The sequence below is a fragment of the Alteromonas genovensis genome (assembly GCF_010500895.1).
GTDB classification, from domain to species: domain Bacteria; phylum Pseudomonadota; class Gammaproteobacteria; order Enterobacterales; family Alteromonadaceae; genus Alteromonas; species Alteromonas genovensis.
On sequence record NZ_JAAAWO010000002.1, the window covers coordinates 332,388 to 347,526 of the forward strand.

Sequence of the window (15,139 nt, forward strand, 5' to 3'; positions counted from 1 at the left end):
TTTAGTGATTTACCCTTTTTCTCAAGGCTGAGCGAAGACCGTCACCAACCACATTGATTGAAAGCACCAAGAAGAAAATTGCCATGCCGGGAAGCGCGACATTCCATGGGGCTAAATAGGTCACATCCAGTCCGTCTGATAGTATTGCCCCGAGTTCCGGCAGGGGAGATTGTGCACCGAGGTTTAAAAATCCCAGTGCAGAAATATCAATAACGGCGATAGAAAGCGCTATTGTTCCTTGCACTACAAGCATTTCAGTCATGTTAGGTAAAATGGAATAGGTAAATAACTGCCATTTGTTCGCACCGTCTAGCTTCGACGCTACAATGTAATCTTTTTTCATTTCAGTGCGCACCAAACTGCGGGTATGGTGCACAAACTGAGGTATCAGCGCGAGGGTAATCGCCCACATACTGTTCACCAGTCCGGTACCAAAAATAGCCACAATAATAATAGCGATAAGCAAGGTGGGAATTGCCATTAGCGCGTCTGGCAGGTGGTTGGCAATACTTGAGCGAACGCCGCGAAGCATACCCGCGAAAGCGCCTAGGCTTACGCCAACCAGCATGGCCAATACCACGGTAATAAATGCAGAGCCTAGGGTTACTCGGCACCCATAGATAACGCGAGTAAAGAGGTCTCTCCCTAAGGAGTCGGTGCCGAATAAATGGGAAATTGAACCATTACCCGTCCAACTTGGTGGTACTAACAGGCCATCGATATTTTGTTCATTAACCCCATAGGGGGTTAACAACGGAGCAAACAACGCAAATACAACAAATACGCAAAGCAGCACAGCACCTGCCATTGCAATGTGACTCTCTTTAAACGCACGCCATGTGCGCTGCCATGGCGAGGGGTGAAATTCTTCTTCGTACAAACTATATTGCGGCATGCTCGTACTTCTCTCTGCTAGGGTCGATGAGTCGATTAAACATATCAACCGTAATGGTGAGGGTGATAACCAGCGTCGATACTGCCAGCATGCCTACTCGTAGCGCAGGATAGTCCCGCTGATAAATAGCCTGAATTAACCAATTGCCAATTCCCGGCCACGAAAATAGTGTCTCTACGATCATTGTGTTGGTTATAAGGGTCGTAATCTGAATCGCCATCAGTGGCAATATGGGAAGTAGAGCGTTTCTTAAAATGTGTCGAAAGAAAATCTGCCAACCCGACAATCCTCTAGACACTGCTGCAGCAATGTAGGGTTGATTCCTAGCATCAATAACCGAGCGCCTAGTTATTCGCACCATGGAAGCAGTTGAAACTGCGCCAATAGCAACGGTGGGAAGGGTTAAATGGGACAGGGCATCTTTAAATGCCAGGCTTTTGTTTTGCATGTCAGAAAGTAAAATATCCAGCAGTATGAAGCCGCTTACAGGCTCTACATCGAATAACAAACTTATTCGACCAGAAAGAGGTGCTTTGTCTAATTGCAGACTGAACACAAGAATTAGCAAGAGCGCTAGCCAAAAAACAGGAAAAGAATAGGTGGTGATGCTGCTCGTGTTAATTATGTAGTCAGAAGTTGAGTAGCAGCGCATTCCAGCGTAGTACCCCAGAGGAATACCAACAAAAAGGGCAATCATGATTGAATAAGTGGCAAGCTCAATGGTAGCGGGCATTGCGATGCCAATCTCATCTCTTAAGGCAATCCCCGAGGTAAAGCTATACCCCCAATCTCCCGCAAATAGGTTAGAGAGGTAATAGAAAAACTGGATGAAATAAGATTGGTCAAGTCGGAACTGGCGTTCTAAAGCCAGACGCTGAGCGTCATTGGCGGGTACTATGCCAGTGAGATTTTCTAACACATCACCGGGAAATAAATAGGCCAGCGAGAACGACATGACGGCTAACACTAAAAGCGTCAGGATAAAAAGAATGCTGTAGCGTGCTAAAATCCGAATCACAGTACTTTTTCGACTCCACCAAAACGGACACCGCCAAAGGGGTTAATGGTCATTCCCTTAACTTCATTTCTATAGGCTTGATAGCGATAAGCATGGGCAATTGGCACCAGCGGAAGTCGCTCATACATGAGCCTGTTCACTTGATGATAAATAGCCCGACGTTTATCAAGGTCTTCTGTTTTCAATGCCTCGTTAATAAGCCTATCATAATCCTCATTACACCACATGGCTCTATTGGTGCCTGAGGGAATAGCACCGCAGCTAAGTAGAGGACGATAAAAGTTATCGGGGTCGCCGTTATCCGCAGACCAACCTATCAATACCGAGTCGTGTAAACCTTCTTGCAGGTGGCGTCTAAACGTCTTCCAGTCATACGTGACGATGTTGGCTTCTACACCCACCTCTCGTAGGTATCGCTGAATAAGTTCTGCCATCTTAATTGCATTGGGATTGTAGGCACGTTCAACAGGCATAGCCCAAATCGTCATTGAAAAGCCCGGCTCAATACCGGCTTCAGCAAGCAAGCTTCGCGCTAGCACGGGGTTATACGCCGTATCGTCTGCATCATTTTGATAAGCCCAGCTGGCGGCAGGTAACAGGCTCTTCGCACGAGATGCACTGTCAAAATACACCGCCTCTAACAGCGTATTTTTATCGATAGCGAAGGCAAGTGCCCGTCTTACGTTTGGGTTATCAAAAGGAGGCCGCTGTGTGTTGAATGCCCAAAACCCAATATTCAGTCCTGGTTTTTCTGCTAACGTAAGATCTTCTCTATTCCTGATTACTTCAAGCTCTGTTTGGGCAGGAAATGCAGTAGCGTCGCACTCTCCCGTCATCAGTTTAGCCAGGCGAAGTGAACTACGGGGAGTAATATCAAAAATGAGTTGTTTTACGCTGGCGCTTGGGGCTTTTTCATTTGTCGCTTGATTGAGGTCTTCGCCGTTCGCAACATTCTCTTCGGTAGAAAGAGCTCGGTCGCTAGCCAAAATGGCATCACTATTTTCTTCAAGAGATTCGTCTTCAAGAGGTTCGTCTCCAAGAGGTTCGTCTCCAAGAGATTCGTCAGCTGCATCTCCTTCAAGAGCGCGCCAATAGTCCTCATGGTGGAGGTATTTGATGTAGCTATCTTTGCGAAAGCTATCAAACCGGTAGGGGCCGGTTCCAACCGGTAGCCGATCGATTTGGCTAGGATTACCTTGCTCGAAAAGCTGCGCCGCGTACTCTTCAGATAATATGACGGCAAAGTCAGTGGCTAAATTGGCTAGAAATGAACTGTCTCGACGCTTAAGGGTAATTTCAACGCGATAGCCATTCACTCGCGTTACGTCAGCAATATTGTCTGCTAAACCTAAGCTCTCAAAATAGGGGTAGCTGCCGCTTGATACGTTGTGAAATGGATGAGATTCAAGTCTCCAACGATCGATACTGAATATGACATCGTTGGCATTAAAATTACGGGTTGGCGTAAAAAAGTCAGTGGTGTGAAACGCAACGTCTCTTCGCAGTTGAAACGCATAAGTTAAACCGTTTTCTGAGACCAACCAACTGCTTGCTAAGCTCGGTACTATGCGGCCAGAGTCGGGGTCGAAGTCAAGTAATCGGTCGTAAAGTTGATGGGAAGTGGCGTCTGACGTTGTACTTGAGGTATCAAGCTGGGGATTAAAAGTAACCGGGTTACTTTCAGAACAATACACCACGCCAGTATTGTAAAAGGGCTGCTTGTTTTGCTTTGCACAGGACACCACAAGCAAGGCCGTACCGGCGCAAACAGCAACGCGCTTTATAACACTGCTCATCATATTAATTGCCTCAATTTTTACGCCCCAGCCTTTGCGATTCGGTCTTTACGGTTCAGTCTTTACGGTTCAAAGTGTGCGAGTTAAGCCCTAAAGTTCACGCTTCTAGGTCCTGCGCAGATGAATCTAACAGGTTGTACTTTTTCAAGTAACCCCTTAGCTGATGATACGTTAGGCTGAGTTTTTCTGCTGTTTTTTTCTGATTAAACTGACTATCTGATAACGCCTGCTTAATAATATCAATTTCAAATTGCTGTGAACGTTCTTTTAGATCGATAGGGTAGTCAACTGCAATAGAATCTATCTTTGGTGAAAGCTGTTGAAAAGACTGCTCATCTGCAGCATTGCCTGTATTTTGCGGCGGTGTTTCTGAGTTTGCAGTGTCATTTGCTGCATTATTTACTGTGTTATTCGCTGCGTTGTGCGTTGAGGCTTTATTCAGCGTTGAGACTCTATCCTGCGTTCGCATCCTATTTTTTGGCCTAAATGCCGATTCAAAGGGGTCGAGTACAATTTCGTGCACTGGCAGGTGAGGGTTATTCGTTCTATATACAGCGCGCTCAACAACATTCTTAAGTTCACGAATATTGCCAGGCCACTCATACTCAAGTAGCGTGCGTTTGGCTTTTTCAGTGAATCCGCTGAAAAGCTCCATTTCCAGCTCGCGAGCCATATTAATTGCGAAGTTTTCAGCTAGCATCATGATGTCTTCTCTTCTTTCACGAAGAGGGGGAATAGTAATAACATCAAAGGCAAGGCGGTCGAGCAAATCTGCTCTAAATTCGCCAGCATCAGCAAGGGCCGGGAGATCTTCATTTGTCGCTGCAATAAGGCGTACATCAGTTTTAACCGACTTACTGCCACCTACACGTTCAAATTCGCCGTATTCGACTACGCGAAGTAACTTCTCCTGAATAAGCCCTGATGTGTTTGCGAGTTCATCAAGAAAAAGCGTACCGTTATGAGCCACTTCGAAGCGGCCTTCGCGACGCTTAGCCGCTCCGGTAAATGCGCCCGCTTCATAACCAAAAAGCTCACTTTCTAAAAGGCTTTCATTCAGTGCAGCGCAATTGAGCTTGACGTAATTCTGGTCCCAGCGCTTCGATAAAAAATGCAAGCGAGCAGCAATTAGCTCTTTACCTGTCCCGCGTTCACCGATAACTAGCACGGGTTTGTCTAAAGGGGCAATTTGCGAAATTTGCTCTAAAACTTCTAAAAAGCTATTTGCTTGGCCTAGCAAATTATCTTGTTGGCGATATCGACTCATTAAATCTCTCAATAGTTAGTCATTTCGACTAATAAATAGTGTAGAACAAAAAAAATTGATAAACGAGCATTATTTAAATTTAAAAAAAGGTTTTGTATTTAGGTACTTACGAGTTTGAGCAGATTGGCAAGCATATTGAATACTCTTCTATACAGATTTATTCAATATGTCAGTCATAGTTTCACAAGAATACATGACGACCAGATTTTCATTAAGAGGTAATTATTATGGGTATCTTTTCGCGTTTTACAGACATTGTGAACTCAAACATAAACTCATTATTAGATAAGGCGGAAGATCCTGAAAAGATGGTTCGTCTCATCATTCAGGAAATGGAAGATACATTAGTAGAGGTGCGCTCCGCATCAGCTAAGACCCTTGCCAATAAAAAAGATATTGTCAGTCAAATAGCGAAGTACGAAAGTGACGCAGCTGACTGGCAGTCAAAAGCAGAGCTTGCACTGAGTAAGGATCGTGAAGACCTCGCAAGAGCGGCGCTGCAAGAAAAGAAAAAGTCTGCAGAAGCAGCAGAGACATTAACCAAAGAATTGGCTATTGTTGATGCTCAGATTAGTAAACTGCAGGATGAAATTGGCCAGCTACAAGATAAGCTTGCTGACGCCAAAAGCCGTCAAAAGACCATCATTATGCGTCAGAAAACGGCAAGCTCTCGTCTTGAAGTTAAGAAAACCTTGGACAGCACCAAAGTAGACAACGCAATGGGGCGCTTTGAGCAATACGAGCGCAAAATTGATGACCTAGAGTCGCAGGTTGAATCTTATGACTTTGGTAAGAAGTCGCTGCAGGATGAATTTGCAGAGTTAGAAGCGGGTGAGAAAGTAGACGACGAATTAGCAGCGTTGAAAGCAAAAATGCAAAACGCCAAGAAAGATACTGAAAAGTCTGAATAATAAAAAATAACGAGCTGCTCCGACGTGATGCGGAGCAGACTGATCAGAGTTTGTAGGAGAATTCGAGATGGAAGAAGGCATGATCGCAATTATTGTAATGCCACTAGTGGTTTTCACAATTTTTGTAGCACCCATATGGTTAATTTTGCATTATCGCAGCAAGAAACAAGTCAATCAGGGATTAAGTGCTGAAGAGTACGCAGCGTTGAGCACGTTAGCCGATAAAGCGGAAAAGATGAGCGAGCGTATTGAGACATTAGAAGCGATTCTTGATAGCGAGGCTCCTGAGTGGAGGAATAGAGCATGAGAAACGGTAAGCAGCTCTACCGCAACCCAGAAAAGGCAAAAATAGCGGGTGTTTGTTCAGGTGTTGCGGAGTACTTCGGCTTAGAAACATGGTTAGTGAGAATTTTAGTTGTCACAGGTTTCTTCCTTCTTGCTGGGCCTTTCATCTTTGTTGCCTACATTGCCGCTTGGTTCATTTTAGACAAAAAGCCAAAGCATTTGGATAACGCACAGCCTACGCCTCAAGCTTTTTCGCGGGGTAAAGGTTGGACTAACCCAAATCGTGGGCAGGTTAAAGAAACGAAGGTCGAGGTGAAAACTAAGGTGTGGCAGGCTGGCGAACCACCAAAACAAGCGTTTCACGATATTAGAAATCGATTTGAAAAAACAGAAAATCGATTACGTAAAATGGAAACCTATGTAACGTCGAAAGAGTATCAGTTGAACAAAGAAATTAGCCGACTGTAAGCCTGACCAATGTATTGATTAAAAACCACCCTTATGGGTGGTTTTTTAATTTATATCATAGGGTTAGATTTTGATGTAAAAACATTGTTACAGTGATCTTAGTGGCTCAATAGGGGCAAATGCTTCTCGTAAAGCGGTTTTTGGTTAGACTACAGTCCACGTAATTAGCAACTCATTGGTTTTAGAAGTTATGCCAAAAACAACTCAATATGCATCGCGAGAATCTGACGGTAGCGGCCACATCGCCTGGTCGACAGAAGAAAACCAAATCTGGTCAGAGCTTTATTCAAGACAAATACCCTTGGTAAAAGAGCGCGCGTGTGATGAATATATCGAGGGTTTGAGATTGCTTAACTTGAGCGAAAACTGCATTCCTCAATTACCCGATATTAATCGTGTATTGCTCGAGAGAACCGGCTGGCAAACCGCAGAGGTACCTGCGTTGATTCCATTTGGTGAGTTTTTTCGTCTGCTAGCAAATAAGCAGTTTCCTGTGGCCACGTTTATTCGCTCACGTGAAGAGTTCGACTACCTGCAAGAGCCGGATATTTTTCACGAAGTATTCGGGCATTGTCCACTACTGACTAACCCTGCGTTTGCGCACTTTACGCATACTTACGGAAAATTAGGGCTGGCAGCGAGTAAAGAAGATAGAATTTATTTAGCGCGCCTTTACTGGTTTACCGTAGAGTTTGGCTTGGTGAAAGCCAAGAACGAGCTGAAGATTTACGGCGGTGGCATTCTCTCATCTCCGGGTGAAACTATTTATTCGCTAGACAGCGACGTACCAGTAAGAAAGCCACTAACCGCTACCGACGCGTTAAGAACCCCTTATCGCATCGATATCATGCAGCCACTATATTACATTTTGCCAGAGTTTGATCATCTGTTTGAATTAGCGGAAATGGATATCATGGCGTTAGTAGAAAAAGCCAAATCTCTTGGTTTGTTCGCACCCTTGTTCGAACCAAAAGAGAAAAAAGCTGGCTAGTTTTTGTGAACGGTCACACAAAAGCGAAAAAGTATACTTAACAAAAAAGCATAAAAAAAATACTGAATAAAAAGTATATCAGGCAGAAAGGAGACGACTCAGTCTCCTTTTTTATTTGCACCATGTTGTATCCCATTGCTTACAAACTCACAGCTTTTTAATCTTTAGTAACAATTATCTTGTTATCTTTTTGTAAAAGTGTGATATCTTGTACATAAATCTTTACAAAAATATACATACCCTATGCGCCTAGAAATCAGTTGTCAGGACCGCCTTGGTATCGCCCAAGATGTTCTGGATATTCTCGTGACTAAAGAAATAGACCTTCGGGGAATCGAAATAGACCCTGTAGGCAAAATCTTTCTCAATTTTCCTAATATAGAATTTGAAGACTTCCAGCATCTCATGCCTCAAATTCGTCGAATTGACGGTATAGACGACGTCAAGACTACGCTTTTTATGCCAGGGGAAAGAGAGAAGAATCAGCTTTCAGCAATACTACGCACGCTACCAGACCCTGTTTTCTCTGTGGATGCCAAAGGCAATATCTTACTGTGTAATGAAGCAGTAAGTGCTGGGTTAGAGCTTCCTGCCAGTGAAATAAACACAATGGAGATTACTGAGGTTGTTAAAGGGTTTAACTTTACGAAGTGGATGGATGGAAAAAGTCCGGGCCCCCAATCTTCAAAGGTGAAGTTTATTCAGCAGGATTATCTAGCCGACATGCTGCCTATTACGGTAGCGGACGGAGAGAAGAAAAGTATCATGGCTGGCGCGGTGGTCATTTTAAAATCCGAAATGCGCCTTGGTCAGCAGTTCACGGCATTTCACCAGTCGCCCACAGACAGTTTCGACCGTTTTGTAACAGAGTCATCCTTTATGAAACGCGCGGTTCACGAAGCCAAAAGAGTAGCGGACTTAGACGCACCTATCCTCATATTCGGTGAAACTGGCACAGGTAAAGAGATGATCGCGCGAGCTTGCCATCAATCAAGTCGTCGCAGTGAAGGGGCATTTTTAGCATTAAACTGTGCCTCGTTACCTGACAGTGTTGCAGAAACTGAGCTTTTCGGTTGTGCAGCAGGAACTTACAACCAGTCTAGCGGCAAAGTGGGCTTGCTCGAGCAAGCAAAAGGCGGCACCTTACTACTTGATGAAATTGCTGATATGTCGTCGCAGCTGCAAGCAAAACTATTAAGAGTGCTTGAAGACGGTGAGTTCAGAAGAGTAGGGGATGTGGAGCCTGTCTCTGTAGATGTACGCTTTATTTGTACTACTTGCCGCGACTTAGGCCAACTGGTAGAAGAGGGGCGCTTTAGAAAAGAGCTGTATTATCGCTTAAACGTGTTAAGCCTGGTAATGCCGTCGCTAAAAGATAGGCGTCAAGACATTGTTCCTCTGGCAGAGTCTTTTATCTTGCAGCACAGTACCAAGCTGGGTCGACGACCTGCTAAGTTAAGTAAATCCTGCGTCGACTTTTTGCAGCAATATCCTTGGCCAGGAAACGTGAGGCAGCTGCAAAACGCCCTTTATCGTGCGCTTTCCTTGCTCGATGGCAAAGAAATAACCAAAGAAGATATTCAGCTTCCAAGCTGCGCCCCAAGTGTTACCTATATTGATGAGAATTTTGAGGGTACGCTGGATGAAGAAGTGAAGAAGTTCGAGAAAGATTTATTAAAGCGTCTGTACCCGTTCTATCCCAGTACCAGGCAGCTTGCTAAAAAATTGGGCCTTAGTCATACCGCCATTGCTAATAAGCTGCGTGAATATGGCATTAATAAGGCGACAGTTAAACTGTAGAGCGCTCACTTTTCGCTGCTGCAAGGCTGTTGTGATAAGTTTACAACACCCTTGCAGCTAGCGTCGGCAGGCAATTGCCAGCAATTCTCCCTTACTCCCCGTACATCCTTTCTTACAGCTTATTAAAACTTGTGGATGTGCACACTTCTCTTTCCCCTACATGTAATGGCATAACTGTACTTATACTTAAGCAAACGTGCCCTAATCTACTTAGTGCTTATCGAGGAAAAAAGAATGAAGCTTGCTACTTATAAAAATGAAACCCGCGATGGGATCCTTATGTTGGTATCACGAGATTTGTCTAGAGCGTGTGACGTGTTAGACATAGCGCCAACAATGCAATATGCCCTCGATAACTGGCAAGAAGTTGCGCCGCAGCTACAGAGTCGGTATGAACAGTTAAATGATAATGCCGGTGACAGTGTGCAATTCGACTCAACTCGCTGTGAATCCCCATTGCCGAGAGCGTTTCAATGGGCAGACGGCAGTGCTTATGTGAATCATGTTGAGCTGGTAAGAAAAGCACGGGGTGCTGAGATACCGGAGAGTTTCTGGACCGATCCACTGATGTACCAAGGTGGTTCTGACGATTTCATTGGGCCAAATGACGATATCATTTTGCCTAGCGATGATTGGGGAATAGATTTTGAAGGCGAAGTTGCCGTAGTTACCGACGACGTGCCTATGGCATGTACACCAGAGCAAGGCGCTGAACGAATCCGTTTAATCATGCTGGTAAATGACGTTTCTCTTCGCGGGCTCATTCCAGGTGAATTAGCCAAGGGGTTTGGCTTTTTCCAATCCAAACCAGCCTCTAGTTTTTCACCAGTAGCGGTTACGCCTGATGAACTCGGCGGTGCGTGGCAAGATAACAAAGTACATCTGCCGTTGCGCTCGACCTACAACGGTGAGCTATTTGGTAAGCCTGAAGCAGGGCAAGACATGACTTTTGATTTTGGTCAGCTTGTTGCTCACGCCGCTAAAAGCCGTAACTTAGGTGCAGGCGCCATCATAGGTTCGGGAACTGTATCGAATAAGCAAGGCACCGAGCACGGCTCAGCAATCAGCGAAGGCGGCGTAGGTTATTCCTGTATTGCTGAGGTGAGAATGATTGAGACAATACGAGATGGCAAGCCAGCCACCCCGTTTATGCAGTTTGGCGATCGTATTCGCATGGAAATGCTTGATGAAAGTGGCGTCAGTATTTTTGGTGCTATCGAGCAGCAAGTTAAGCCTTTGCGCTAAATTTTTCAATCGTTAACATGTGTAGAGGAACAATAAGATGAGTATTAAGCTTCACGGTTACTGGCGTTCTACTGCTACCTATCGCGTGCGTATCGCGCTCAATTTAAAGGGTGTGGACTACGAATATGTACCGGTTCATTTAGTTGCCAATGGCGGCGAACAGCACAGTATGGATTACGCCCGCTTAAACCCGGCTCATCTTGTTCCCACGTTTGTGGATGAAGACGAAGACATTATCTTGAATCAATCGTTAGCCATCATAGAGTATCTCGATGAACGCTATGCGAGCGACTTTCGTTTAATCCCAGAGCATAAAACAGAGCGTGCGCGAGTACGGGCACTGGCCCAGGACATTGCTTGTGACATTCAGCCTGTGGGAAACCTTCGTGTGTTAAATGCATTGAAAGGTACGTTTAATGCCAGCCAAGATGATGTGTCTGTGTGGGCAGCCCATTGGATAACATTGGGGTTCGATGCTATTGAAAAACGACTTCAAACTCAGTCAGGTAAGTATTGCTTTGATTTTGACGTAACCATGGCCGACATATGTTTAGTGCCTCAAGTTTACAATGCGAAGCGTTTTAATATTGACATGGACCAATATCCTTTGATTAGCAAAATAGCGGACAACTGCAATGCCCTTGAAGCTTTTGAAAAGGCTAAACCAGAAAATCAAATCGACGCTAGTTAGCGTTTGGTATAGAAGAAGCTTTGGGTTTGATCTAGAGCTAAAAAGGGGCGGTTTTTTACTGCCCCTTTTTGTATCTACTGACGCTTGATAGGAAGTTCGGTGGTGTTTTTCACTTGCTTAAGTGCAAATGTAGAACTGAGGTGGTCAACTAACGGTAAATGTGTCAGTTTTGTTTTTAATAAAAACTCATATTCTTCGATACTTTCTACAATGACTTTAAGCAAATAATCCTTCTCGCCACTCGTAGTATGACACTCCACGATTTCATCAATATTCTGTACTGCCGTTTCAAAATCTGTCAGTGAGTCACCATCGTGATTTTTAAGCGTGACATAGATAAAAACAGACACACCAAGGTTAAGTTTTTTGCTATTTAGCAAGGTCACTTTTCCGAGGATAATACCATCTGCTTCCATTCGCTTCACACGTCGCCAGCACGGAGTATGAGAGAGCCCGACTTGCTGGCTTAAATCAGCCATAGAGACGGTGGCATCTTGCTGTAGGACGCGTAAAATCTCACGGTCAAACTTATCTAATTTCATAAGAGTTATGTCCATCGTTTTTATGATGTTCATTATATAGTAAAAAAAATTATAGGATAGCTGTCCTAGTAAAATAGTGTTCATTTCTTTTCCGTTTCGGTTTGTAAAAACCACATGAGAAACTCGCAACGCTTGTCCTCAGCGTATTCAGCTAGACTAGACGGATTAAACAGCAAATAAAAATAGGGAACGTATGTCAGTCTTCGATCATTCAGAATTTGATAATCACGAGCACGTGGCTTTTTATCACGACGAAAAAGCGGGCCTTAGTGCCATTATTGCAGTGCACAATACCAATCTTGGACCTGCACTTGGTGGTTGCCGCATGTGGCCATACGTGAACAGTAGTGAAGCACTTACGGATGTGCTTCGATTATCAAAGGGGATGACATACAAAGCAGCGCTTGCCAATTTAGAATTGGGCGGCGGCAAGTCAGTCATTATTGGCGATCCTAGAAAAGCAAAAACACCAGAAATGATGAAAGCAATGGGGAAATTTGTCGATTCGTTAGGCGGCAAGTATTTCACCGCAGAAGATTCTGGTATTACTGTAACTGACTTACAAACAATGGCTGAAGAGTCTGACTATATTGCTGGTGTTAGCGCGAAATATCACTATGCAGGTGAAGTACCAAACGGTAATCCAGCCCCTTCTACAGCCTATGGCGTATACGTTGGTTTAAAGGCGTCTGTTGAGTTTGGTTTAAAGCGCAGTCTTGATGGCGTTTCAGTGGCTATTCAAGGCATGGGTCATGTTGGTTACAGACTCGCTAAGCATCTGCACGAGCAAGGCGCAAAGCTTTATGTTGCAGATATCTTCCCTGAAGGTATAGAAAAAGCAGAGAAAGAATTTGGTGCGACCGTTGTGGCGCCGGAAGATATTCTAAGTTTAGACGTAGACGTGCTCGCACCGTGTGCGTTAGGCGCTGCAATTAACGATCAAACGCTGCCAGATATAAAAGCGAAAGTCATTGCGGGCGCGGCAAACAACCAGCTTGCACGAGAAGAGATGGGCGAGTTACTCAGCAAGCGTGGCATTCTTTACGCACCTGACTACGTTATTAATGCCGGTGGTGTCATCGATATCTTTCATCAGCGCATGGCATCGAGCTCAAATGAAGCATTGCGTGCTCACATTGAGCAAATTGGCGACACGCTTAAAGAAATATATGCGCGAGCAGAAAAGGAAAATACAGCGACTAATCGTATTGCTAATGTGATAGCTGAAGAGAGATTTTCTGATAAGGCTTGAAACTTAGCATTCAAATAGTCATAATGCGCCCCGCAATAAGGAGGGCGCAAGCTACTTTCTAATTGCAGTTTTCTATGGTGGGCTTTTGGTCCTCCCGCAATGATACTCTGTGAACTCGGTCAGGCCTGGAAGGGAGCAGCCGCAGCAGACGACTCATGTGCCGGGATGTGGCTGGAGGCCCGCCACCCAAACCTCTTCCAGCATCCTTGCCTCTCACTGCTTAAATCCAACGTATATACAGCACTTTCCTCGACTATGGCAAGAAAACTCAATTAATCGTCTTTTAAATCACCTGTAATGTCGATTTCAGATTTCATCGCTTCAGTTGCTATTGTTTCCGGAGGTTGTGGTTTTTCACTCTTCTCAGCGTCATTCAAAAACCGCAGCGCCTTACTGATTGCATATTCTACGTTCATCTCCATCTGCCTGCGTTCACTTTGTGGCAGGTAAAACGCCATGTCCACTTCAAAGCGAATATATCGTGGTGGCACCTGATTTAACGCTAAACAGCATAAGTCTGCTAAGTAATCAGGACTTTTATTTTTATCAAGACCTAGCTTTGCAATTCGCTCTAACACTAGATGTTCGTAATAGTTATGAATATCATCATCGAGTTTCATTTTACTTACCTCAAACGCTTTATGTACCGACGGTCACCAACGATACTTCTTTTAAATATTGGACAGTATTTTATACGCACAACACTAACGAATAGGGAGTGCTCTGTCACTATAAAGGTATAGCCTGTATTCTATATATGTCGAGAAGGTGAAGCTGAATCTCAAGCCTTTGTCTATCTCAAAAGCACCTAAAAACACTCATAAAAAAGCAATTACAGAGAAGAACACGATGAAAAAGAATATCGAACCCTGCTACTACGGTGATTATTTACAACTGGATAAAATTCTTGGTGCACAAAAACTTCAAAGTGCGAAATATTCAGATGCGGCTCATGAAGAGATGCTGTTTATCATAGTGCACCAAGTTTACGAACTCTGGTTTAAACAAATATTGCACGAATTAAACGCAACCATAGATACCTTCAATCAAAAGGTAGTAAAAGACCAACAGCTTACACAAGTTGTCCACCGTCTTCAGCGAGTCATTACTATACAGCGATTAATGAACGATCAAATTGCTGTAATGGAAACTATGACACCACAGCAGTTCCTGTCATTCAGAGATTATCTTGTACCTGCGTCTGGCTTTCAAAGCATCCAATTTAAGCGCTTAGAAATATCGCTGGGGTTAAAGCGTGAGTTTCGGGTGGATTTTGATAAGCAAAGTTTCTATAGCCGATTAAGCGACGATGACAGAGCATTATTAGAAGGCTTAGAAGCAAAGCCAAGTTTATTTGACCTTGTAGATAAATGGCTATCGAGAATGCCGCTGCTAAAAACAGATGACTTTGACTTTTGGCACTATTACAAACAAGCCACCGATGAAATGCTAAGCGACGACCACGAGACGATATCTACCAACGATACGCTCTCGACAACAGATAAGCGCCAAGAGTTAAAAGACTGGCAGTCGACTAAAGAAAACTTTGATGCGCTTTTTGATCACGCAAAATTTGAAGCGCTTCGCAAAGAAGATAAGTTTAGGTTGAGTCACGAGGCGTTATTGTCTGCACTATTTATAAAGCAGTATTCAGAGGAGCCCGTTTTTAATCTTCCATTTCAACTTATCACTGCACTGACTGAAATTGATGAACAATTAACTATCTGGCGTTATCGTCATGCCATGATGGTGCAACGAATGCTGGGTACCAAAATCGGTACAGGTGGGTCTTCTGGTCATCACTATTTAAAACGCACTACTGAGTCTAATCGCATATTTCTCGATTTTTTCAACATGGCTACTTTTTTGTTGCCAAAATCGGCCTTACCCGAGTTACCGAATGCCATAAAACGAAAGCTTGGATTTTATTTAAATTCGGTAAATTAGAGTTGAGAGCTATACCTTCCTTTAGTATATG

The 15,139-nt window shown here is 44.1% G+C and carries 14 protein-coding genes, 1 other RNA gene and 1 pseudogene; 10 read left to right on the plus strand and 6 right to left on the minus strand.

The features are described 5' to 3' along the window. Window position 1: 1 nt before the first annotated feature. The 4 genes from GTQ48_RS04245 to pspF form a co-directional block, all read right to left on the minus strand. Entirely contained in the window at window positions 2-895 is an 894-nt protein-coding gene (locus GTQ48_RS04245; RefSeq protein ID WP_032094446.1) for an ABC transporter permease subunit, read from the minus strand. Next, window positions 882-1,850: an ABC transporter permease subunit gene (locus GTQ48_RS04250; RefSeq protein ID WP_163105316.1), complete on the minus strand. Its 969-nt coding sequence runs from the start codon at window positions 1,848-1,850 to the stop codon at window positions 882-884. The genes GTQ48_RS04245 and GTQ48_RS04250 overlap by 14 nt, the downstream gene beginning before the upstream one ends. A gap of 59 nt (window positions 1,851-1,909) precedes the next feature. Then, window positions 1,910-3,712 (minus strand): ABC transporter substrate-binding protein, encoded by a 1,803-nt coding sequence (locus tag GTQ48_RS04255; protein ID WP_163105317.1) that lies wholly within the window; start codon window positions 3,710-3,712, stop codon window positions 1,910-1,912. A gap of 94 nt (window positions 3,713-3,806) precedes the next feature. After that, the gene (gene pspF / locus GTQ48_RS04260) at window positions 3,807-4,976 is read right to left on the minus strand and encodes a phage shock protein operon transcriptional activator (RefSeq protein WP_163105318.1); all 1,170 of its coding nucleotides are present in this window, start codon (window positions 4,974-4,976) and stop codon (window positions 3,807-3,809) included. A gap of 227 nt (window positions 4,977-5,203) precedes the next feature. Here pspF and pspA point away from each other — a divergent pair, with 227 nt between their 5' ends. From pspA to maiA, 7 genes are all read left to right on the plus strand, one after another. Continuing rightward, entirely contained in the window at window positions 5,204-5,887 is a 684-nt protein-coding gene (pspA, locus tag GTQ48_RS04265) for a phage shock protein PspA (RefSeq protein WP_163105319.1), read from the plus strand. A 67-nt stretch (window positions 5,888-5,954) separates the two neighbouring features. Then, window positions 5,955-6,194, plus strand: a complete 240-nt coding sequence (gene pspB, locus GTQ48_RS04270) for an envelope stress response membrane protein PspB (protein WP_032094451.1) — start codon at window positions 5,955-5,957, stop codon at window positions 6,192-6,194. Next, window positions 6,191-6,640 carry an envelope stress response membrane protein PspC gene (gene pspC / locus GTQ48_RS04275; protein WP_032094452.1) on the plus strand — a complete coding sequence of 150 codons (450 nt, stop codon included), beginning with the start codon at window positions 6,191-6,193 and terminating at the stop codon, window positions 6,638-6,640. Before pspB ends, pspC begins: the two co-directional genes overlap by 4 nt. Before the next feature lie 190 nt (window positions 6,641-6,830). Continuing rightward, the gene (phhA, locus tag GTQ48_RS04280; protein WP_032094571.1) at window positions 6,831-7,631 is read left to right on the plus strand and encodes a phenylalanine 4-monooxygenase; all 801 of its coding nucleotides are present in this window, start codon (window positions 6,831-6,833) and stop codon (window positions 7,629-7,631) included. Window positions 7,632-7,874: 243 nt separating this feature from the next. After that, complete coding sequence (gene tyrR / locus GTQ48_RS04285; protein ID WP_163105320.1) at window positions 7,875-9,431, plus strand: transcriptional regulator TyrR; 1,557 nt, start codon at window positions 7,875-7,877, stop codon at window positions 9,429-9,431. A gap of 234 nt (window positions 9,432-9,665) precedes the next feature. Beyond that, window positions 9,666-10,676 (plus strand): fumarylacetoacetate hydrolase family protein, encoded by a 1,011-nt coding sequence (locus tag GTQ48_RS04290; protein ID WP_163105321.1) that lies wholly within the window; start codon window positions 9,666-9,668, stop codon window positions 10,674-10,676. A gap of 37 nt (window positions 10,677-10,713) precedes the next feature. Further along, the gene (gene maiA, locus GTQ48_RS04295; RefSeq protein ID WP_163105322.1) at window positions 10,714-11,367 is read left to right on the plus strand and encodes a maleylacetoacetate isomerase; all 654 of its coding nucleotides are present in this window, start codon (window positions 10,714-10,716) and stop codon (window positions 11,365-11,367) included. A 74-nt stretch (window positions 11,368-11,441) separates the two neighbouring features. Here maiA and GTQ48_RS04300 read toward each other — a convergent pair whose 3' ends face one another. Continuing rightward, window positions 11,442-11,909 (minus strand): Lrp/AsnC family transcriptional regulator, encoded by a 468-nt coding sequence (locus tag GTQ48_RS04300; RefSeq protein WP_032094572.1) that lies wholly within the window; start codon window positions 11,907-11,909, stop codon window positions 11,442-11,444. Window positions 11,910-12,102: 193 nt separating this feature from the next. Here GTQ48_RS04300 and GTQ48_RS04305 point away from each other — a divergent pair, with 193 nt between their 5' ends. Together GTQ48_RS04305 and ffs are read left to right on the plus strand one after the other, a co-directional pair. Beyond that, entirely contained in the window at window positions 12,103-13,161 is a 1,059-nt protein-coding gene (locus tag GTQ48_RS04305) for a Glu/Leu/Phe/Val dehydrogenase (protein WP_163105323.1), read from the plus strand. 83 nt (window positions 13,162-13,244) lie between these two features. Further along, window positions 13,245-13,341: signal recognition particle sRNA small type (gene ffs / locus GTQ48_RS04310), an RNA gene on the plus strand. Window positions 13,342-13,511: 170 nt separating this feature from the next. Here the strand turns inward: ffs and GTQ48_RS04315 are convergent. Continuing rightward, window positions 13,512-13,781, minus strand: a pseudogene (locus GTQ48_RS04315) (late competence development ComFB family protein); the annotation flags it as partial. A 229-nt stretch (window positions 13,782-14,010) separates the two neighbouring features. Between GTQ48_RS04315 and GTQ48_RS04320 the strand changes: the two are divergent. Further along, window positions 14,011-15,108 carry a tryptophan 2,3-dioxygenase family protein gene (locus GTQ48_RS04320; RefSeq protein ID WP_163105325.1) on the plus strand — a complete coding sequence of 366 codons (1,098 nt, stop codon included), beginning with the start codon at window positions 14,011-14,013 and terminating at the stop codon, window positions 15,106-15,108. The last annotated feature ends 31 nt before the right edge of the window (window positions 15,109-15,139 follow it).

Coding starts and splice junctions, on each gene's coding strand:
- pspB (WP_032094451.1), top strand. CDS start 5,955: ATGGAAGAAGGCATGATCGCAATTATTGTAATGCCACTAGTGGTTTTC.
- maiA (WP_163105322.1), top strand. CDS start 10,714: ATGAGTATTAAGCTTCACGGTTACTGGCGTTCTACTGCTACCTATCGC.
- GTQ48_RS04300 (WP_032094572.1), bottom strand. CDS start 11,909: ATGAAATTAGATAAGTTTGACCGTGAGATTTTACGCGTCCTACAGCAA.
- pspA (WP_163105319.1), top strand. CDS start 5,204: ATGGGTATCTTTTCGCGTTTTACAGACATTGTGAACTCAAACATAAAC.
- GTQ48_RS04290 (WP_163105321.1), top strand. CDS start 9,666: ATGAAGCTTGCTACTTATAAAAATGAAACCCGCGATGGGATCCTTATG.
- pspC (WP_032094452.1), top strand. CDS start 6,191: ATGAGAAACGGTAAGCAGCTCTACCGCAACCCAGAAAAGGCAAAAATA.
- GTQ48_RS04245 (WP_032094446.1), bottom strand. CDS start 895: ATGCCGCAATATAGTTTGTACGAAGAAGAATTTCACCCCTCGCCATGG.
- GTQ48_RS04250 (WP_163105316.1), bottom strand. CDS start 1,850: ATGTCGTTCTCGCTGGCCTATTTATTTCCCGGTGATGTGTTAGAAAAT.
- tyrR (WP_163105320.1), top strand. CDS start 7,875: ATGCGCCTAGAAATCAGTTGTCAGGACCGCCTTGGTATCGCCCAAGAT.
- pspF (WP_163105318.1), bottom strand. CDS start 4,976: ATGAGTCGATATCGCCAACAAGATAATTTGCTAGGCCAAGCAAATAGC.
- phhA (WP_032094571.1), top strand. CDS start 6,831: ATGCCAAAAACAACTCAATATGCATCGCGAGAATCTGACGGTAGCGGC.
- GTQ48_RS04320 (WP_163105325.1), top strand. CDS start 14,011: ATGAAAAAGAATATCGAACCCTGCTACTACGGTGATTATTTACAACTG.
- GTQ48_RS04305 (WP_163105323.1), top strand. CDS start 12,103: ATGTCAGTCTTCGATCATTCAGAATTTGATAATCACGAGCACGTGGCT.
- GTQ48_RS04255 (WP_163105317.1), bottom strand. CDS start 3,712: ATGATGAGCAGTGTTATAAAGCGCGTTGCTGTTTGCGCCGGTACGGCC.